The organism is Pseudonocardia kujensis (assembly GCF_021283305.1).
GTDB lineage: Bacteria > Actinomycetota > Actinomycetes > Mycobacteriales > Pseudonocardiaceae > Pseudonocardia > Pseudonocardia kujensis.
Genome location: NZ_JAJSOK010000042.1, coordinates 26,044 through 43,551, shown reverse-complemented (window position 1 = coordinate 43,551; position 17,508 = coordinate 26,044). Strand labels below are relative to the sequence as shown.

Genomic DNA, 17,508 nt, shown 5'->3' with positions numbered 1-17,508 from the left:
ACGGCGGCGCCGCTCTTCACGGCGCCGTAACCTCGCGATACCTCCGCAGTAATCGGAGCCAGAACTAATCGGGTCAGTCGGCGCTCACCCCCGCTGCGCCCGGCCGCTCCATCGAGTTGTCCGTCCGTCCCTCGCGTAGACCACGCCCGAGACGCACCCGAGGAGAACCATGATGCCCATCACCGAGGACTGGTTCGCCCGTCGCACCTGGCAGACACCCGACTGGACCGTCGAGGACCTGATCGCCGCGAAGCGCGGCCGGAAGGTCTCCGTCGTGCTCCCCGCGCTGAACGAGGAGGCGACGATCGGGGCGATCGTCGCCGGCATCCGGCCCTTCACCGAGGGGGACCGGCCCCTGGTCGACGACCTGCTGGTCATGGACTCCGGGTCCACCGACGACACCATCGCGATCGCCCGCGCGAACGGCGCCCGGGTCGCGCTGCGCACGGACGTGGTGACCCATCTCGAGCCGGTGCCGGGCAAGGGCGAGGTGCTGTGGCGCTCGCTCGCCGCCACGGACGGCGACGTCATCTGCTTCATCGACTCGGACCTGGTCGACTTCGACCCCGGGTTCGTCCCCTCGCTGCTCGGCCCGCTGCTGCTGGCCGACGGCGTGCACCTGGTCAAGGGCTTCTACCGGCGACCGCTGCGGCTGGAGGTGAGCGACAGCGGTGCCCTGGACCACGGCGGCGGCAGGGTGACCGAGCTGGTCGCCCGCCCGCTGCTGTCGGCGCTGCGGCCCGAGCTCGCCGGGATCGTGCAGCCGCTGGGCGGGGAGTACGCCGGCACCCGCGAGCTGCTCGAGTCCGTCCCGTTCGCCACGAGCTACGGGGTGGAGATCGGGCTGCTGCTCGACACGGTGGAGTCCTTCGGGCTCGACGCGATCGCGCAGGTCAACCTGGGGGTGCGCAAGCACCGCAACCGCAACCTGATGGACCTCGGCGTGATGTCGCGGCAGATCACGGCCACGGCGCTGCGTCGCTCCGGGCTGCCGGACACCGGTGCCGCGCTCACCCAGTTCGTGCAGGTCGGCGGGGAGTGGGTGCCCAACAGCCGGGAGCTCGACCCCACCGAGCGGCCGCCGATGCGCACGCTCGTCGCGGCCCCGGACCAGGTCGCCTGACCGGGACCCCGCCCGCAGCGGGTCTGCTCGCGCGCCGTCCCCGCCCGTGATGTGATGCGCGGGTGGGGACCGCGCTCATCTACCTGCTCGTCGTCGCGGTGGTGGCGGCGGTCGTGTTCGTGCTCGCCGGGCTCGTGTTCGGTCGCGGCGAGGAGATGGCCCCGCTCGCCCCCGGCAGCACGCCGACGAGGCTGCCCGCCGACGCCGTCCACGGCGACGACGTCCGCGACCTGCGCTTCCAGCAGGCCCTGCGCGGCTACCGGATGGGCGAGGTCGACTGGGTGCTCGACCGGCTGGCCGAGGAGCTCGACCGGGTCACCGACGAGCGTGACCGCGTGACGGACGAACGGGACGCGCTCGCCCTGCGGGTGCGCGAGCTCGAGGCCGCGCGGCCGCACGCGGAGGAGGACCGGTGAGGGCGCGCCGGGACCTGGTCCTCGCCGTCGACGTGGCCGCCCCGGCCGCGACCGTCTGGGACCTCGTCACGGACTGGGAACGGCAGCGGGAGTGGATCCTCGCGACCCGGGTGCGGGTGGTCTCCGGCGACGGCCGCACGCCGGGGTCCGTGGTCGTGGCCGTGACCGGGGTGGGCGACGTCGGCGTCGTCGACACCATGACCGTCACCGCGGTCGAGCCCGCACCCGAGGGCGGCGGGCGGGTCGACGTCCGGCACACCGGGCTCGTCGTGACGGGGGACAGCTCGTTCGTCGTGGCGGCGCAGGGCGCTGACCGCTGCCGGTTCACCTGGACCGAGGGCCTGGAGCTGCCGTTCGGCCGGCTCGGGGCGCTCGGCTGGCCCCTCGTCCGCCCCGTGACGGCCGCGGGGTTCCGCTTCTCGCTGCGCCGGCTCGCCCGGCTCGCCGAAACCGTCGGACCCACCGCGTAGCGTCCCGCCCGTGACCGTGTCCGATGACGTGAGCCGTTGCGGCTGGGCGACCTCCGCGCCGGACTACATGGCCTACCACGACGAGGAGTGGGGCTTCCCGCTGCACGGCGAGCGGGCGATGTTCGAGCGGCTCACGCTCGAGGCGTTCCAGTCGGGACTGTCCTGGCTGGTCATCCTGCGCAAGCGGCCACACTTCCGGAAGGCGTTCGCCGACTTCGACCCGGCCGCCGTGGCGGCGTTCGGCGAGCGGGACGTCGAGCGCCTCCTCGGCGACGCGGGGATCGTCCGCAACCGGGCCAAGATCGAGTCGACCCTGGCCAACGCCCGGGCCGTGCTCGCCCTGGACACCCCGCTCGACGAGCTGCTCTGGTCCTTCGCCCCCGACGAGCACGTCCGGCCGGCGACCCTGGCCGACGTCCCGGCCGTCACGCCGGAGTCGAAGGCCATGGCGAAGGAGCTCAAGCGCCGCGGGTTCCGGTTCGTCGGGCCCACCACCTGCTACGCACTGATGCAGGCCGCCGGGCTGGTCGACGACCACGTCGCGGACTGCTTCCGGGCGGCCGGACCGGGCGCCCCGGAGAGCCCCGCGTCCACCCCGGACTAGCCCTGCGCGATCCGCGACAGGGCGGTTGCGCTGCGTGAACGCCACACGATTGATCGCCTCGGTTGCGTGTCGAGATCCGCGATGGGGAAGAATGAGGGCCACCATCCCGCCTGTGCGCGCTCCCCAGCGCATCGGCGCCCTGCACGAGACGACAGACGGAGGGAGCAGGACATGGCGGCGATGAAGCCCCGGACCGGCGACGGACCCCTGGAAGTGACCAAGGAGGGCCGGGGCATCGTGATGAGGGTGCCGCTCGAGGGCGGCGGCCGCCTCGTCGTCGAGATGACGCCCGAAGAGGCCGAGAACCTCGGCGAGGCCCTGCGCGGCGCGACGGGCTGAGGCCCGTCCGCACCCGAGGGGTCGACCGGATGCGGTCCGGGTCGCGTCAGGCCCGGACCGCGTGCAGGCCGCGGGAGCGCAGCCCCGAGGCGTCCGCGAGCCTGCTCCCGAGCGTGTCCCCGACCGTGCTCGTCACCGTGCCCGGCTCGCCGGGGAAAAGCCGCTCCGGCTCGGCCCGGATCGTCAGCATCTCGATCGACACCGCTCCGCACGCGCACCGCTTGTAGCGCACCCATCCCTCCGAGGTGCGGTGCGTGGAGAGCGTGGTGGCGCCGGCGGTCTGTCCGCACTGCGCACAGCGCATGGGGTCCCCCCGATTCGGTAATATGCATCCGTCGTTGACGGCTTACTCTTCGAGGGTAGCAGGTGTAAGAGGCCAGTGGATTTCATCGGTTACCGGAGTGACGCACTCGGTGCGGCCGTCGCGCTCGTCAACACCGTGACGGCGCCGCCGCGCGGCACCCTCGACGAGGCGGCGCCGCCGGACCAGCTGCGTCGCGTGCTGGTGGAGCACGGGTACATCGCCGGGCGCGCGCCCGCGTCGATCGAGACCGACCTGCGCGGGTGGGCCGGCCGGCTGCGCACCGTCTTCGACGCCGAGGACCTCGACACCGCGGCCACGGCGGTGAACGCCCTGCTCTCGGACGTGCGGATCGGACCGCACCTCACCCGGCACGACGGGCAGGGCTGGCACCTGCACTACTCGCCGCCCGACGCCGCCGTCCTCGACCGGCTCCGCTCCACCACGGCGTTCGCGCTCGCGATGCTGCTGTCGGAGTACGGCCTCGACCGGCACGGCCGCTGCGCCGCCGACGGGTGCGAGCGGGTCTTCGCGGACACCTCCCGCAACGCCGCCCGCCGGTACTGCTCGCCGGCCTGCGCCAACCGCTCCGCGGTCGCCGCGCACCGGGCCCGCCAGCGCTCCGCCCGCTGACCCGACTCGCGGGCGCCCTGGGCGCGACCTGCGGTCTACAGGCCCCGGTAGATCGCGAGGGTGCGCTCGGCGGCGGTGGCCCAGGCGAACTCCCGGACCGCCCGCTCCCGCCCGGCCCGGCCCATCGCCGCGGCCCGCTCCGGGTCCCGCACCAGCTCGTTGATCGCCGCGGCGAGGCCGGCGCGGAAGGCCGGGACCGCGTTCTCGTCGTAGTGCACGAGCAGCCCGGTCTCCCCGCCCGCGACGACCTCGGGGATGCCGCCGACGTCCGAGGCCACGACGGCCGTGCCGCACGCCATCGCCTCGAGGTTCACGATGCCCAGCGGTTCGTAGACCGAGGGGCACACGAACACGGTCGCGGCGGACAGCAGCTGCCGGACCTCTGCGGTGCCCAGCATCCGCCGCACCCAGATCACGCCCGGTCGGGAGGCCGCGAGCTCGCCGACCGCCTTCTCGGTCTCCTCCGCGATCTCCGGGGTGTCCGGGGCGCCGGCGCAGAGCACGACCTGCGCCTCCTCGGCCACGTCGTGCGCCGCGGCGATGAGGTGCGCCAGGCCCTTCTGCCGGGTGATCCGCCCCACGAACACCACGCTCGGCCGGTCCGGGTCCACCCCGTTCGCGACGAGGGCCTCCCGACCCGGGTCGGGCCGGTAGAAATCCGTGTCGATCCCGTTGTGCACCACGTGGACGCGGGCCGGGTCGAGCGCCGGGTAGCACTCCAGGACGTCCGCGCGCATGCCCTCGCTGACCGCGATGACGGCGTCGGCGGCCTCGTAGGCGGTCCGCTCCACCCAGGACGACAGCGCGTACCCGCCACCGAGCTGCTCGGCCTTCCACGGCCGGCGCGGCTCCAGGGAGTGCGCGGTGACCACGTGCGGGATGCCGTAGAGGAGCTTGGCGAGGTGCCCGGCCATGTTGGCGTACCAGGTGTGCGAGTGCGCGATGTCCACGCCCTCGAGGCCCGCCACCATCGTCAGGTCGGTGCCCAGGGTCTGGAGCGCCGCGTTGGCGCCGGCGAGCCCGCCGGGCGTGGGATAGGCCCGGACGCCGTCGCGCGGCGGCCCGTCGGGGGAGCCGAAGCAGTGGACGTCGACGTCGACCAGCGCGCGCAGCGCCGGCACGAGATGGGCGACGTGCACCCCCGCCCCGCCGTAGACGTCCGGGGGGTACTCGCGGGTGAGCAGACCGATCCGCACGCGGCCACACGCTATCGGTAGATCCGCGCTCGCACACCACGGAGGGAGTCCACGAGGAGTCCGCTCCGTATGGCCGGGTACACCCCTGGCGCACTAGGGTTCAGGTTCGAGACGCCCCGGCGCCGACAGGGCGGCCGGCAGGACCGTCGACGGTGGTCCCGACCGAGGGGCCGCGGTGCGACGAGGGACGGGGGACAGCGGTGACGACCTCCTCGCGGATGCTGGCTCCGGGTGGGATGCCCGCCAACGTCCTGGGCATCGTCCTGGCGGGGGGTGAGGGCAAGCGGCTCTGGCCGCTGACGGCGGACCGGGCCAAGCCCGCAGTGCCGTTCGGCGGCAACTACCGGCTGATCGACTTCGTGCTGTCGAACCTGGTCAACGCCGGGATCCACCAGATCTGCGTGCTCACCCAGTACAAGTCGCACTCGCTCGACCGGCACATCTCCACCACCTGGCGGCTCTCGAGCGTGCTGGGGCAGTACATCACCACCGTGCCGGCGCAGCAGCGACTCGGCCGCCGCTGGTACACCGGCAGCGCCGACGCCATCTTCCAGAGCCTCAACCTGGTCTACGACGAGCGGCCGGACTACATCGCGGTCTTCGGCGCCGACCACGTGTACCGCATGGACCCGAGCCAGATGATCGCCCAGCACATCGCCACGGGCGCGGGTGTCACGGTCGCGGGGATCCGGGTGCCGCGGGTCGAGGCCAAGGCGTTCGGCTGCATCGACTCGGACGAGAGCGGCAAGATCGTCGGGTTCCTGGAGAAGCCGTCCGACCCGCCGCACGTGCCGGACGATCCCGAGGTCACCTTCGCGTCGATGGGCAACTACGTCTTCACCACGGACGCCCTGATCGACGCCCTGCGCGCCGACGCCGAGGACGGCGACTCCGACCACGACATGGGCGGCGACATCATCCCGCGCATGGTCAAGGACGGCGACGCGCACGTCTACGACTTCGCCGACAACGTCGTCCCGGGCGCGACCGACCGGGACTCGGGCTACTGGCGCGACGTCGGGACGATCGACGCCTACTACGACTCGCACACCGACCTGGTGAGCATCCACCCGGTCTTCAACCTCTACAACATGCGCTGGCCGATCCGCACGGCCACGCCGCCGCTGCCGCCCGCGAAGTTCGTGGAGGGCGGGATCGCGCAGGACTCGATCGTCGGCGCGGGCTCGATCATCTCCGGCGCGATCGTGCGCCGCTCCACGGTCAGCCCCGGCGTGACCGTGCAGACCGGGGCCGAGATCTCGGACTCGGTGATCATGCCGGGCGTGCGCATCGGGCGGGGTGCGGTGGTGCGCCGGGCCATCCTCGACAAGAACGTCGTGGTGCCGGACGGCGCCCTGATCGGCGTCGACCTGGCGCTGGACCGGGCGCGCTACACCGTCAGCCCGGGCGGCGTCGTCGTGCTGGGGAAGGGCGTGACCGCGCTCTAGATGCGCTGCCGCCGGGTCGCGACCAGCAGGCCGTCGCCGAGCGGGAGCAGCGCCGCCACGAGCCGCTCGTCCTCGCGCACCTGCCGGGCCGCCTCGCGCAGGCCCGCCGCGGCACGGTGGGCCGGGTCGTCGCCGTCGGCCGCGGGGTCGCCCGCGGCGCGGTCGGCCGCCTCGGGTGCGCCGGCCGCCAGCACGCCGTCGAGCACCAGGACTCCGCCCGGACGGAGCAGTCGGATGGCCTCGGCGAGGTAACCCGGGTAGTCCGCGGCGCCGGGCGCGATGCGGGCCCCGCCGCCGCTGCGCGCGACGTCGACCACGACCAGGTCGTAGCCGCCGTCGGTGAGCCGGGGGAGGACCTCCAGCGCCAGCCCGTTGATCAGCCGCAGCCGCCCGGGCCCGTGCCCGGCGTCGAGGAAGGAGCGGCGGGCCGCCCGCTGCAGCTCCGGATCGACGTCGATCGAGGTCAGCGTGCCGTCGGCCGCCATCCCGCGGAGCAGCCAGAGACCGGAGACCCCGGACCCGGTGCCGATCTCGACGACGGCCCGCGCCCCGGTCGTCGCGGCGAGCAGGGCGAGCGCGGCGCCGGTGCCCGCGCTGACCGGGTCGGCCCCGGCCGCGAGGCCGCGGGCGCGCGCGTGCGCGAGCACCTCGTCCTCGGCCAGGTAGCCGTCCACATCGGCCGCAGTGGCGGTCATGGGCGTTGAACATACTGGGCGAACGGCCGGCCTTCGCGCGGGAAGCGCAGCTGATCACCCGCGTGGAGGTTCACAGGTTCTTCTCAGACGGTTATCACGCTCCTGTCACGGGCATCCGGCACCGTGGTCGTCGTGGGACCGGGGTCGTCGGTTCCGCGCCGGGGCCGGGAACCATCCCCGCCGGCCCGCCGTTGACCGAACGGCACGACCCGCCGCAGGAGGTGCGCTCCCCATCATGACCGACCGACCGGCCACCGTGGGTTTCGACGCCGAGCCGTCGCTCGGGTCGTCGCTGCCCGGCGAGGGGGCCGACTGGACCCCTCCGAGCTGGGACGAGGTCGTCCGGGAGCACGCGGACCGGGTCTACCGGCTCGCCTACCGGCTCACGGGCAACCCGCACGACGCCGAGGACCTCACGCAGGAGACCTTCATCCGGGTCTTCCGCTCCCTCGCCAACTACCGGCCCGGCACGTTCGAGGGCTGGCTGCACCGCATCACCACGAACCTGTTCCTCGACATGGTCCGCCGCCGCGCCCGGCTGCGCATGGAGGGCCTGCCCGAGGACACCGACCGGCTGCCCGGCGGCGGCCCCGAGCCGGAGGACGTGTTCTCCGCCACGCACCTGGACCCGACGCTGCAGGCGGCGCTCGACGAGCTGGCGCCGGAGTTCCGCGCCGCGGTCGTGCTGTGCGACGTCGAGGGTCTCTCGTACGAGGAGATCGGTGCCACCCTCGGGGTCAAGCTGGGTACCGTGAGGAGCCGGATCCACCGCGGTCGGGCGGCGCTGCGTCAGGCGATCGAGCGCCGCCGCGCGCTGGAGAGCACGGAGAGCACGGAGGGTCGCGAGCTGGTGGCGGCCGGGGAGAGGTAGGCAGTTCATGGCCGACGCGCGTCGGAGGTTCGGACGGAGCGCCCCGCACTGGGGTGTCGACCATCTCTCGCAGGACGCGGTGGTGGCCTTCGTCGACGACGAGCTCTCCGCCGCGGCGCACGGGCGGGCCGCCGCGCACGTCGCCTCCTGCGGGGAGTGCGCCGCCGAGGTGGTCGCCCAGCGCCAGGTGCGCTCCGTGCTGCGCTCGGCCGACGAACCGCACGTGCCCTCGTCGCTGCTCTCGATGCTGCGGAACATCCCGCAGGAGGCCGAGTTGCCGCCCCCGCCGCCCGGTCTCGCCATGACGTCGGACGGCCGGCTGGTGTCGGTGCTGCGCCCCGAGGGGATGCCCGACGCGCGGGCCCACCCGTCCACCGCGCCGCCCGCCGCCTCGGTGCGGCGCACCCCCGACCTGACCGGCCGCCTCGCCGGGCCCGCCGGCCTCGAGGGCGGTCACCTGCCGGCCTCGCGCGGCCGCCGGCTGCGGGTGGGCGCCGCGGCGGCGTCGGGCCTGGCGTTCGGCGCGCTGGCCTTCGGCGTGCTGCCCTCGTCCGCCGTCGCGCCCGGCGCACCGGCCCAGCCCGAGCACGGCGTGCTCGGCGGCACCGTCCTGGGCGGCACGCCCGGCTCCGACGGCGCCGCCCGGCTCGGCACGGGTGCGACCTTCCAGCCCGTCGCGATCCGCAACGGTGCCGCGCCGTCGGTCACCCCGGCCGCGACACCGACCAGCCCGGCGCCCCCGGCGAGCGAGCCGCGCACCGAGCGCTGACCCGGCGTCCGGGTGATCCGGCCCGGCTACGCGGACTTCACCGCCCGTCGGGCAGGCTGGTCCGCACCATGAGCGACGCGCAGGACCCGGCCGACGAGCGCGGGACGAGCGGGGAGAGCCCCGCCGAGCCGCCCCGGGAGGACCCGCCCCGGCTGCAGCCGCGTGGCCTGGACCGCCCCGCTGTCGACCCGGAGACCGCCGCGGTGTTCGGCCGCCCCAGCGGCGTCGAGGGCGCGTTCGCCGAGCGCGGCGCCAGCAACGGGCGCGCCCGCTCCAGGGTGGCCCCTGCCCCCACCGCGGCGCTGGCCAGCGCGTTCGGCCGGCCCGCCGTCGAGACTCCCGCGCTGCAGCGCCCGCCCGGTGCCACCGGTGAGCGCCCCGGAGACGACGACGCGTTCTGGCCCACCGGCGACGCCGCCGGCACCGACGGTCGCGAGGACCCGTGGCGGCGCCCGGAGAGTCCCGTGGAGCTCGGCCCGCCACCCCCGGGCGAGGCGGATCCGGCGCCGGAGCGGGGAACCGGCCCCCGGCTCAGCGTCCGCGAGGTGCTGTTCGGCCGCCGGGTCGACCCGAAGGCCCTCGCGATCCTCGGTGTGCTCGCCCTCCTGATCGGCGCGCTCGGCGGTCTGGTCGGCCGGTACACCGCGGAGGGCGCGAACTCGCTCACCGAGCCCGGCGCCACGCTCAGCGCGACCGCCGAGGGGAAGGAGCGCCCGCCCGGCTCGGTCCCGGACATCGCCGCCCGGGTGCTGCCGGCCGTCGTCTCGCTCGACATCAAGGTGGGCCAGCAGGGCGGCACCGGGTCCGGGGTGGTCATCGACCCCGCGGGCTACATCCTCACCAACAACCATGTCGTCGCCCCCGCCGCCGACGCCCAGGGCGCCACGATCCAGGCCGTCTTCAGCGACGGCAGCCGCACGCCCGCCGCGATCGTCGGGCGGGACCCCAAGACCGATCTCGCGGTGGTGAAGGTGCAGGTCACCAACCCGACGGTGGCCCAGTTCGGGTCCTCGGGGGCGCTGGCCGTCGGCGACGCGGTGATCGCCATCGGGTCCCCGCTGGGGCTGGCCGGGACCGTCACCACCGGCATCGTCAGCGCGCTCGACCGGCCGGTCCGGCTCGACGGCGAGGGCAACGCCGTCGCCGTCATCGACGCCGTGCAGACCGACGCCGCGATCAACCCCGGCAACTCCGGCGGCGCGCTCGTCGACTCGACCGGCGCCGTCGTCGGGATCAACACGGCGATCCGCAGCCTCGGCGGGTCGGCGCAGTCCGAGGGCGGCTCGATCGGCCTCGGCTTCGCCATCCCGATCGAGACCGCGCGCAACATCGCCGAGGAGCTCATCCGGTCCGGCCGGGTCACGCACGCCGACCTCGGCGTGAACGTCCGCTCGGTGACGGACGGGCAGGCCGACGGTGCGCAGGTGCAGAACGTCGTGGCCGGCGGGGCCGCCGCCGGCGCCGGGATCGTCGAGGGGGACGTGATCGTCAAGGTCGGCGACCGGGCCATCGCGGGGGCGGACGAGCTGATCGTGGCGGTGCGCGAGAAGACCCCCGGCGACGTCGTCCCGATCCAGCTCGTGCGCGACGGGCGGCCGCTGAGCGTGAACGCGACGCTGGCCTCGGACTGACACCGCGTAGGCTGGATCCGTGTTCGACAGCGTCGGCTGGGGAGAGATCCTCGTCCTCGTCGTGGCCGGGCTGTTCATCCTGGGCCCCGAGCGGCTGCCGTCCGCCGCGGCGTGGCTGGGCAAGACGGTCCGTCAGGTGCGCGAGTACGCCACCGGCGCGCAGACGAAGCTGCGCAACGAGCTGGGCCCGGAGTTCGACGAGCTCCGCAAGCCGCTCGAGGACCTGCGCGGGCTGCGCAACTTCAACCCCCGCACCGCCGTGCGCCGCACCCTGTTCGACGACGACCCGGACCCGTTGGGCATGAACGCCTTCCGGACGAACGGCAACAACGGGTCCAACGGCAGCACGGGCGGCGGCACGGGCGGCGGCACGAGTGGCGGCACGAGTGGCACTGCCCCCGCGGCCCCGCCGGCGGCCAGGCCGGTCGAGCGCCTCGCCCAGGACGAGCGCCCCCCGATCGACCCCGACGCCACCTGACGCCTGCCACTCCAGCGCGTTGTGGAACCATAATGCGCGCTTTCGGCCCCTGAATCCGCGTTGGGGAACCATGATGCGCGCTTTCGGCCCCTGGCGCGTCACCTCAGCAGGGTCGGGACCGCCTTGTGGTGGTCGGTGGCCTGCTCGAAGGCGTGGGCGGCGGCCAGGACCCGGCCGTCGGCGTGCCGCGGACCGATGATCTGCAGACCCACCGGGAGACCCTCGCCGGTCAGCCCGCAGGGCACGGTCGCGGCCGGCTGCTGGGTCATGTTGAACGGGTAGGTGAAGGGCGTCCAGCTCGTCCAGCGGCCCTCGCCCGACGGCGTCTCGCGGCCGCCCTCGAACGCCGGGATCGGCAGCGTCGGGGTGAGCAGCAGGTCGTACTCCCGGTGGAAGCCGCCCATCAGCGAGCCCATGTCGTTGCGCACCGCCATGGCGCCCAGGAAGTCCGTCGCGGAGTACCGCGCCCCCTCCTCGGCGATCTCCACCAGCGCCGGGTCCATCCGCGCGCGCTGCTCGGCGGAGTAGGGCTCGAGGCACTTGGCCGCGCCGGCGAACCACAGGACGTGGAAGGGCTCCACGCAGTCCGCGAACCCGGGGTCGGCGCGCTCGACGGTCGCGCCGAGCCGGGCGAACACGTCGGCGGCCGCCTCGAAGGCGGACCTCACGTCCGGATGCACGTCGACATAGCCGAGGGTCGGGCTGACCGCGATCCGCAGGCCGGCGACGCCCTCCAGCGCCTGCTCCGCGAAGGAGCGCGGCGGGGCCCCCTCGATCGACACCGGGAGCAGCCAGGGGTCCCGGGCGTCGAACCCGGAGATCACGTCGAGCAGCAGCGCGGCGTCGAGCGCGGTGCGGGTCATCGGTCCGACGTGCGCGAGGGTGCCGAACGGGCTCCCCGGGTGGTGCGCGACGCGGCCGTAGGTGGACTTGTGCGCGACCGTGCCGGTGAACGCGGCGGGGATCCGGACCGAGCCGCCGGCGTCCGTGCCGAGCGACAGCGCGCCCATCCCCAGCCCGACCGCCGCGGAGGAGCCCCCGGAGGAGCCGCCGGCGGTCTTCGTGGCGTCCCAGGGGTTCGTGGTCACTCCCCAGCGCGGCGAGTCCGTGACGCCCTTCCACGCGTACTCGGGCGTGGTCACCTTGCCGAGGAGCACGGCCCTGGCCTCGCGGACGCGGGCGACGGGAGGGCCGTCGACGTCGTAGGGCTCGGGCGCCTCCGCCACCCACGAGCCGCGGGTGGTCGGCCAGCCCTTGGTGAGCAGGATGTCCTTGATCGAGGTCGGCACGCCGTCGAGCGGGCCGACCGGCGCGCCCGCCCGCCAGCGCTCCGCCGACTCGCGGGCCGAGGCCAGCGCCGAGTCCGCGTCGACGAGGGTGTACGCGTTGACCTTCGCGTCGTGCTCCTCGATGCGGTCCAACGCGTCCTGCGTGGCCTGGACCGGGGAGATCTCGCCCTTCTCGTACCCGGCCAGCAGCTCGGTGGCGGAGAGATCAGCAGTACTCACGAGGAACCCTTCACGTAGCCGAGGGACTTGTCGACGACGTTCTGCAGCGGCTCGCCCGCCCGGTAGCGCGCGAGGTTGTCGAGGAACTGGTCCACCAACATGCCCCGCCAGCCCACCACGTCGCCGGACATGTGCGGGGAGACGATCACGTTCGCCATCTCCCACAGGGGCGAATCGGCGGGCAGCGGCTCGGTCTCGAAGACGTCGAGCGCCGCGCCCGCGATCCGGCCGTCCTGCAGCGCGGCCACCAGGTCCTGCTCGACGACGAGGCCGCCGCGACCGACGTTGACCACGCGGGCGGTGTCGGGCAGCAGGTCCAGCGCCGCCTTGTCGAGCATCCCGCGGGTGGCGTCGGTGAGCGGGGCGGCGAGCACGAGGACGTCGGCGGAGGGCAGGAGCCCGGGCAGCGCGTCGAAGGCGTGGACCCCCTCCGCGGCCCGGCGGCCGACCAGCTCGGTGTGCAGCCCGACGGCGCCGAGCATGTCCGCGATCGCCCGCCCGATCGGCCCGCTGCCGACGACGACCGCGGTGCGGCCGTGCACGGTCGAGGTCTCCCGGTGCCGCCACTCCCGCCGGCCCTGCAGCCGCAGCGTGGTCGGCAGGTCCTTCGCGAAGGCCAGCACCACGCCGGTCACGTACTCCGCGATCGGCCGGTCGAAGACCCCGCGGGCGTTCGTGATCTGCGCGGGGTGCGTGAGGATCTCCGGGAACGTGACCTTGTCCACACCCGCGCTGGCCGTGTGGACCCAGCGGACGGCGGTGGTGTCGGCCGCCCGCCAGGCCGCGGGAACGGCGGGGGAGAGGAAGTCCCAGACGAGCAGGACGTCGGCCCCCGACAGCGCCTCGGCCAGGCCGGACGGGCCGGCGAGACGGATCTCGGCGCCCTCCGCGCGGTCGTCGAGGCCGGTCGGTGGGTCGTCTCCGGTCAGCACCGCGATGACGGGCTGACCTGCGGGAACGGGCACGCCGAAGATCCTTCCGAGAGCGAGGGGAGACGATTGACACGCTAGGAAGCGCTCGTATGATTGTCAACAATCCGCGTGTTGCGGAGTGGTTCTGCTGTCCTCGATGCCGTATGAGGTGTGTGCGTTGCCGAAGTACATCCGGATCAGCCTCGAGCGCCGCGGTGTGTCCTGCGTGGCCGAGCTGCTCGAGAAGGAGGCCCCACGGACCACCGCCGCGGTCTGGGAGGCGCTGGCCGACGGTCCGCTGGGCGGTCCGGCGCAGCACGCGAAGTACGCCCGCAACGAGGTCTACTCGATCGTCCCGCGCTTCGGCCCGACCATCGGCCAGGAGAACCCGACGGTCACCCCGATCCCGGGCGACGTCTGCTACTTCGACTTCCACGGCGGGATGCTCGACGCCTCCTTCAAGGAGGACCAGGACATCGACCAGGCCGCGGGCGGCATCGACCTGGCCATCTTCTACGGCCGGAACAACCTCCTGCTCAACGGCGACGTGGGATGGGTCCCCGGCAACGTCTACGCCACGATCGTGGAGAATCTGCCGGCGATGGCGGAGGCGTGCCACGACGTGTGGCGTTCCGGCAGCGTGGGGGAGCGGCTCGTGTACGAGCGGCTTCCCGAGGGTTCCTCCGAGTAGGACGATCTACTCGGAGCGTTCTAGTGGAGTGGCCCGATGCCCGCTGAACTCTCCGTCGGTCTCGTCGATCCGGACGCCGGTCACGGTGCCGGGTCGGGCGACGACGGGTCGACCGACGACACACCGGGTGTCGGGGTCGTCGCCCCGTTCGACTTCGCGCTGGACCGCGAGCTGTGGCGCTGGGCGCCCGACGACGTCTCGCTCTACCTGACCCGGTTGCCGTTCTTCACCACGCCCGTCACGGTCGAGATGGCGGTCGCCGTCGGCGACCGGCGGGCGGTGCGCCGCGCGACCCGGGACGTGCTCACGCCGCGACCCGGTGTCGTGACGTTCGCCTGCACCTCCGGCAGCTTCGTCAGCGGTGTGGCGGGCGAGTTCGTGCTCCGCCGGACGATGATCGAGGCGGGCGCCCCGGAGGCCACGACCACCAGCGGCGCCCTGGTCGACGCCCTGCACCTGCTCGGGGTGCAGAACCTGGCGATCGCCACCCCGTACATCGCCGCGGTCACCGACCGGCTGGTGACCTTCCTCGCCGACAACGGGGTCACGACGGTCGCCAGCGAGGGCCTCGGCCTGCTCGGCAACATCTGGCGGGTCGGGTACGAACAGGTCGTGTCGATCGTCAAGGCGGTCGACCGGCCGGAGGCCGACGCGCTGTTCATCAGCTGCACCAACCTGCCCACCTACGACATCATCGAGCCCCTCGAGCAGGCCCTGGGCAAGCCCGTGATCACGGCGAACCAGGTCACGATGTGGGCCTCGCTGCGCGCCATCGGCCGGCAGGCCGTGGGCGGCGGGCGACTGCTCGAGGTCCCCCTGCAGCGCTCGGTGGCGTGACCCGGCCGGGCCTGGCTTGTACGATTGTCGACAACCTGCCCGGCCCGACCCGCGAGGAACGCCCGTGACACCCACCACCTCCGTGACCCCGACCGTCGGGATCCTGTACCCGGGGTACTCCGCCGAGGACGACTACCCGCGCGCCGAGCAGCGGCTCGGCGACGGCAGCCGGCTCCCGCTGGTGCACACCCTGATGCGGGAGGACGCGCACCGCGTCGACGCCCTGCTCGACGTCGGGTCCGAGGACATCCTCGCCGACGGGGCCAAGGCCGTGGCCGCGCAGGCCGGCCCACTGGACTCGATCATCTGGGCCTGCACGTCCGGCTCCTTCGTCTTCGGCTGGGACGGTGCGGCGGCGCAGGTCAAGGCGTTGCAGGAGGTGGCGCAGGTCCCGGCGTCGAGCACGTCGTTCGCGTTCGTCGACGCCTGCCGCCGGCTCGGGATCGACACGGTGGCCGTCGGCGCCACCTACCCGGACGACGTGGCCGAGCGGTTCGTCGAGTTCCTCGGCAAGGCCGGGATCCGCGTGCTGACCCTGACCTCGCGCGGGATCGTCACCGCGGCCGAGGTCGGCACCCTGCCCGACGACGTCGTGCTGGACTTCGCCGCGGCCGTCGCCGGCGACCCGGCCGCCGCCGGGGCGCAGGCGATCCTCATGCCCGACACGGCGCTGCACACGATCGACGTGCTCGACCGGCTCGACGAGCGGGTGGGCAGGCCGGTGCTCACCGCCAACCAGGTCAGCGTGTGGCAGGGGCTGCGGCTCGCCGGCGCCGACCGGGCGCGCTCCGGGCTGGGCGCGCTGTTCGCGGCGGGACCGGAGGCGGGCTGAGCCGATGACGGGCAGCAGTCCGGAGATCCGGATGGGCGACCTGGAGCCCATCGACCGCCGGTCGACCGCGGCGATCGTCGCCGACCGGATCCGGGCGGCGATCATGCGCGGCACGTTCCCGCCCGGCACCCAGCTGGGCGAGGTCGAGCTGGCGGCGCGGCTCGGGGTGAGCCGCGGGCCGCTGCGCGAGGCCATGCAGCGGCTGGTGGCCGAGGGCCTGCTGCGCAGCGAGCGGCACCGTGGGCTCTTCGTCCGCGACCTCGACGCCGCCGACGTGCGCGACGTCTACACCGCGCGCACGGCGGTCGAGCGGGCCGCCGCGCTGCTCCTGCTCGCCGAGCCCGACCGCGGTCCGGCGGTCGCCCGGCTGACCGCGGCGATCACGGCGATGGAGGCCGCCGCCGCGGCCGGCGACGCCGTCGCCCTCGCCGACGCCGACCACGACTTCCACGCCGAGCTCGTGGCCGCGTCGGGCAGCCCGCGACTGCACCGGATGTCGCGGACCCTGCTGGTGGAGACGCGGATGTGCCTGGCGGCGCTCCAGCAGACCGCACCGCCGTCGGAGGACCTGCTCGCCGAGCACCGCACCCTGCGCGACGCGCTCGCCACCGGCGACGCCGAGCTCATGACGCGGGTCCTCGAGGCTCACATGGCCGACGCCGTCAACCGCATCCTCGACGTCGCAACGCCCCCTGCGTTGCCCGCCTGAGCTGAGCCGCGCACGCCCCCTGTGACCTGCGACGGGAGATCTGCCGCGCGGCGTGCCGGGGTCGTAGGGTCGGCACCCGTGACCGGCTTCCTCGCGCGCTCGTGACGGGCATCCTCGAAGGCTTCCTCGTCATCGGCGTGGTCATCGCCGTCGGCTACGGGATCGGCCGGGCCGGGGTGCTCGGCCCGTCGGCCACCCAGGTGCTCTCCCGCACCGCGTTCTTCGTGGCGTCGCCCGCGCTGCTGTTCGTGACGCTCGCCCGGGCGGACGTCGGCGCGGTGTTCTCCTCGGCGCTCGTCGTCACCGCGGCGACCAGCACCCTCGCCTGCCTGCTCTACCTCCCGGTCGGGCTGGCCCGGCGGCGGCCGGCGGGGGAGACCGCGATCGGGTCGATGGCCAGCGGGTACGTCAACGCCGGCAACCTCGGCCTGCCCATCGCCACCTACGCGCTGGGCGACGCCGCCGCCGTCGCCCCGGTCCTGCTGTTCCAGCTCGCGGTCCTGACGCCGGTCTACACGACCGTGCTCGACGTGGTGTCCGGCGAGCGGACCTCGTGGGTCCGGACGCTGACGGCGCCGCTGCGCAACCCGATCGCCGTCGCGACCGCGGCCGGACTGGTCGTCTCGGGGACGGGCTGGCTGCCGCCCGAGCCGGTCATGGCGCCCCTGCAGCTCATCGCGGACCTTGCGGTGCCCGGGATGCTGCTGGCGTTCAGCATCTCGTTGCGCGGTGCGGCGCGGCCCGGGACCGGCGACGTCGGGCCCTCGCTGTGGTGCGTGGTCGTGCTGAAGAACCTGGTGCACCCGCTGCTCGCGCTCGTGCTCGGCGGCGTCGTGCTGGGGCTGTCGGGACCTGCGCTGACCGCCGTCGTGGTGTGCGCGGCCCTCCCCACCGCGCAGAACGTCTTCGGCTACGCCGTGCGCTTCGACCGGGGCGTCCGGCTGGGCCGGGATGCCGCCCTGACCACCACGATCGTCAGCGTCCCGGTGCTGGTCGTGCTCGTCGGGCTGCTGTCGGCGTAGCGCCCCTTGCCGGGGTAGGGTCCG

The 17,508-nt window shown here is 74.2% G+C and carries 21 protein-coding genes; 16 read left to right on the top strand and 5 right to left on the bottom strand.

The features are described from left to right. Positions 1–169 precede the first annotated feature (169 nt). The 5 genes from LWC35_RS25225 (at position 170) to LWC35_RS25205 (ending at position 2,952) form a co-directional block, all read left to right on the top strand. Entirely contained in the window at positions 170–1,123 is a 954-nt protein-coding gene (locus LWC35_RS25225; protein WP_232872726.1) for a glucosyl-3-phosphoglycerate synthase, read from the top strand. 62 nt (positions 1,124–1,185) lie between these two features. Beyond that, complete coding sequence (locus LWC35_RS25220; RefSeq protein WP_232872725.1) at positions 1,186–1,539, top strand: DivIVA domain-containing protein; 354 nt, start codon at positions 1,186–1,188, stop codon at positions 1,537–1,539. Next, complete coding sequence (locus tag LWC35_RS25215; RefSeq protein ID WP_232872724.1) at positions 1,536–2,009, top strand: SRPBCC family protein; 474 nt, start codon at positions 1,536–1,538, stop codon at positions 2,007–2,009. The genes LWC35_RS25220 and LWC35_RS25215 overlap by 4 nt, the downstream gene beginning before the upstream one ends. A 10-nt stretch (positions 2,010–2,019) precedes the next feature. Further along, positions 2,020–2,613: a DNA-3-methyladenine glycosylase I gene (locus tag LWC35_RS25210; RefSeq protein WP_372463098.1), complete on the top strand. Its 594-nt coding sequence runs from the start codon at positions 2,020–2,022 to the stop codon at positions 2,611–2,613. 171 nt (positions 2,614–2,784) lie between these two features. Then, positions 2,785–2,952, top strand: a complete 168-nt coding sequence (locus tag LWC35_RS25205) for a DUF3117 domain-containing protein (protein WP_081923922.1) — start codon at positions 2,785–2,787, stop codon at positions 2,950–2,952. A 46-nt stretch (positions 2,953–2,998) separates the two neighbouring features. Here the strand turns inward: LWC35_RS25205 and LWC35_RS25200 are convergent, their stop codons facing one another. After that, on the bottom strand, positions 2,999–3,256 hold the full coding sequence (locus LWC35_RS25200) for a hypothetical protein (protein ID WP_232872723.1): 258 nt from the start codon (positions 3,254–3,256) through the stop codon (positions 2,999–3,001). A gap of 75 nt (positions 3,257–3,331) precedes the next feature. On the opposite strand from LWC35_RS25200, the gene LWC35_RS40460 reads away from it, so the two are divergent. After that, positions 3,332–3,886 carry a CGNR zinc finger domain-containing protein gene (locus LWC35_RS40460; protein WP_232872722.1) on the top strand — a complete coding sequence of 185 codons (555 nt, stop codon included), beginning with the start codon at positions 3,332–3,334 and terminating at the stop codon, positions 3,884–3,886. 35 nt (positions 3,887–3,921) lie between these two features. On the opposite strand, the gene glgA is transcribed toward LWC35_RS40460, so the two are convergent. Then, positions 3,922–5,082 carry a glycogen synthase gene (glgA, locus tag LWC35_RS25190; RefSeq protein ID WP_232872721.1) on the bottom strand — a complete coding sequence of 387 codons (1,161 nt, stop codon included), beginning with the start codon at positions 5,080–5,082 and terminating at the stop codon, positions 3,922–3,924. 218 nt (positions 5,083–5,300) lie between these two features. Between glgA and glgC the strand changes: the two genes are divergently transcribed. Further along, positions 5,301–6,530: a glucose-1-phosphate adenylyltransferase gene (glgC, locus tag LWC35_RS25185; RefSeq protein WP_372463100.1), complete on the top strand. Its 1,230-nt coding sequence runs from the start codon at positions 5,301–5,303 to the stop codon at positions 6,528–6,530. Here the strand turns inward: glgC and LWC35_RS25180 are convergent. Then, the gene (locus LWC35_RS25180) at positions 6,527–7,225 is read right to left on the bottom strand and encodes an O-methyltransferase (RefSeq protein ID WP_232872720.1); all 699 of its coding nucleotides are present in this window, start codon (positions 7,223–7,225) and stop codon (positions 6,527–6,529) included. The genes glgC and LWC35_RS25180 overlap by 4 nt on opposite strands. A 235-nt stretch (positions 7,226–7,460) precedes the next feature. Here LWC35_RS25180 and sigE point away from each other — a divergent pair, with 235 nt between their 5' ends. From sigE to tatB, 4 genes are all read left to right on the top strand, one after another. Continuing rightward, positions 7,461–8,096: an RNA polymerase sigma factor SigE gene (gene sigE / locus LWC35_RS25175; RefSeq protein WP_232872719.1), complete on the top strand. Its 636-nt coding sequence runs from the start codon at positions 7,461–7,463 to the stop codon at positions 8,094–8,096. 7 nt (positions 8,097–8,103) lie between these two features. Next, positions 8,104–8,865: a hypothetical protein gene (locus LWC35_RS25170; protein WP_232872718.1), complete on the top strand. Its 762-nt coding sequence runs from the start codon at positions 8,104–8,106 to the stop codon at positions 8,863–8,865. A gap of 68 nt (positions 8,866–8,933) precedes the next feature. Continuing rightward, positions 8,934–10,496: a S1C family serine protease gene (locus tag LWC35_RS25165; protein ID WP_232872717.1), complete on the top strand. Its 1,563-nt coding sequence runs from the start codon at positions 8,934–8,936 to the stop codon at positions 10,494–10,496. A 19-nt stretch (positions 10,497–10,515) separates the two neighbouring features. Then, the gene (tatB, locus tag LWC35_RS25160) at positions 10,516–10,974 is read left to right on the top strand and encodes a Sec-independent protein translocase protein TatB (protein WP_232872716.1); all 459 of its coding nucleotides are present in this window, start codon (positions 10,516–10,518) and stop codon (positions 10,972–10,974) included. 98 nt (positions 10,975–11,072) lie between these two features. Here tatB and LWC35_RS25155 read toward each other — a convergent pair whose 3' ends face one another. Both LWC35_RS25155 and LWC35_RS25150 read right to left on the bottom strand, forming a co-directional pair. Then, complete coding sequence (locus LWC35_RS25155; RefSeq protein ID WP_232872715.1) at positions 11,073–12,482, bottom strand: amidase; 1,410 nt, start codon at positions 12,480–12,482, stop codon at positions 11,073–11,075. Next, positions 12,479–13,447: a D-2-hydroxyacid dehydrogenase gene (locus tag LWC35_RS25150; RefSeq protein WP_232872714.1), complete on the bottom strand. Its 969-nt coding sequence runs from the start codon at positions 13,445–13,447 to the stop codon at positions 12,479–12,481. The genes LWC35_RS25155 and LWC35_RS25150 overlap by 4 nt, the downstream gene beginning before the upstream one ends. 124 nt (positions 13,448–13,571) lie before the next feature. Here LWC35_RS25150 and LWC35_RS25145 point away from each other — a divergent pair, with 124 nt between their 5' ends. The 5 genes from LWC35_RS25145 to LWC35_RS25125 all read left to right on the top strand — a co-directional run bounded on the left by LWC35_RS25145 (position 13,572) and on the right by LWC35_RS25125 (position 17,484). Further along, positions 13,572–14,084: a DUF3830 family protein gene (locus tag LWC35_RS25145; RefSeq protein WP_232872750.1), complete on the top strand. Its 513-nt coding sequence runs from the start codon at positions 13,572–13,574 to the stop codon at positions 14,082–14,084. A 36-nt stretch (positions 14,085–14,120) separates the two neighbouring features. Continuing rightward, entirely contained in the window at positions 14,121–14,921 is an 801-nt protein-coding gene (locus LWC35_RS25140) for a maleate cis-trans isomerase family protein (RefSeq protein ID WP_232872713.1), read from the top strand. 82 nt (positions 14,922–15,003) lie between these two features. Next, positions 15,004–15,753, top strand: coding sequence for a maleate cis-trans isomerase family protein (locus LWC35_RS25135; protein WP_504939460.1), 750 nt, complete (start codon positions 15,004–15,006; stop codon positions 15,751–15,753). 4 nt (positions 15,754–15,757) lie between these two features. Further along, positions 15,758–16,462, top strand: coding sequence for a GntR family transcriptional regulator (locus tag LWC35_RS25130; protein WP_232872711.1), 705 nt, complete (start codon positions 15,758–15,760; stop codon positions 16,460–16,462). Between the two features lie 101 nt (positions 16,463–16,563). After that, entirely contained in the window at positions 16,564–17,484 is a 921-nt protein-coding gene (locus LWC35_RS25125) for an AEC family transporter (protein ID WP_232872710.1), read from the top strand. Positions 17,485–17,508: the final 24 nt, after the last annotated feature.

Excerpts from the sequence above, each read along its gene's own strand:
- LWC35_RS25130 (WP_232872711.1), top strand. The coding sequence starts at position 15,758 with ATGACGGGCAGCAGTCCGGAGATCCGGATGGGCGACCTGGAGCCCATC.
- sigE (WP_232872719.1), top strand. The coding sequence starts at position 7,461 with ATGACCGACCGACCGGCCACCGTGGGTTTCGACGCCGAGCCGTCGCTC.
- LWC35_RS25225 (WP_232872726.1), top strand. The coding sequence starts at position 170 with ATGATGCCCATCACCGAGGACTGGTTCGCCCGTCGCACCTGGCAGACA.
- LWC35_RS25165 (WP_232872717.1), top strand. The coding sequence starts at position 8,934 with ATGAGCGACGCGCAGGACCCGGCCGACGAGCGCGGGACGAGCGGGGAG.
- LWC35_RS25140 (WP_232872713.1), top strand. The coding sequence starts at position 14,121 with ATGCCCGCTGAACTCTCCGTCGGTCTCGTCGATCCGGACGCCGGTCAC.
- LWC35_RS25180 (WP_232872720.1), bottom strand. The coding sequence starts at position 7,225 with ATGACCGCCACTGCGGCCGATGTGGACGGCTACCTGGCCGAGGACGAG.
- LWC35_RS25170 (WP_232872718.1), top strand. The coding sequence starts at position 8,104 with ATGGCCGACGCGCGTCGGAGGTTCGGACGGAGCGCCCCGCACTGGGGT.
- glgC (WP_372463100.1), top strand. The coding sequence starts at position 5,301 with ATGCTGGCTCCGGGTGGGATGCCCGCCAACGTCCTGGGCATCGTCCTG.
- LWC35_RS25200 (WP_232872723.1), bottom strand. The coding sequence starts at position 3,256 with ATGCGCTGTGCGCAGTGCGGACAGACCGCCGGCGCCACCACGCTCTCC.
- LWC35_RS25205 (WP_081923922.1), top strand. The coding sequence starts at position 2,785 with ATGGCGGCGATGAAGCCCCGGACCGGCGACGGACCCCTGGAAGTGACC.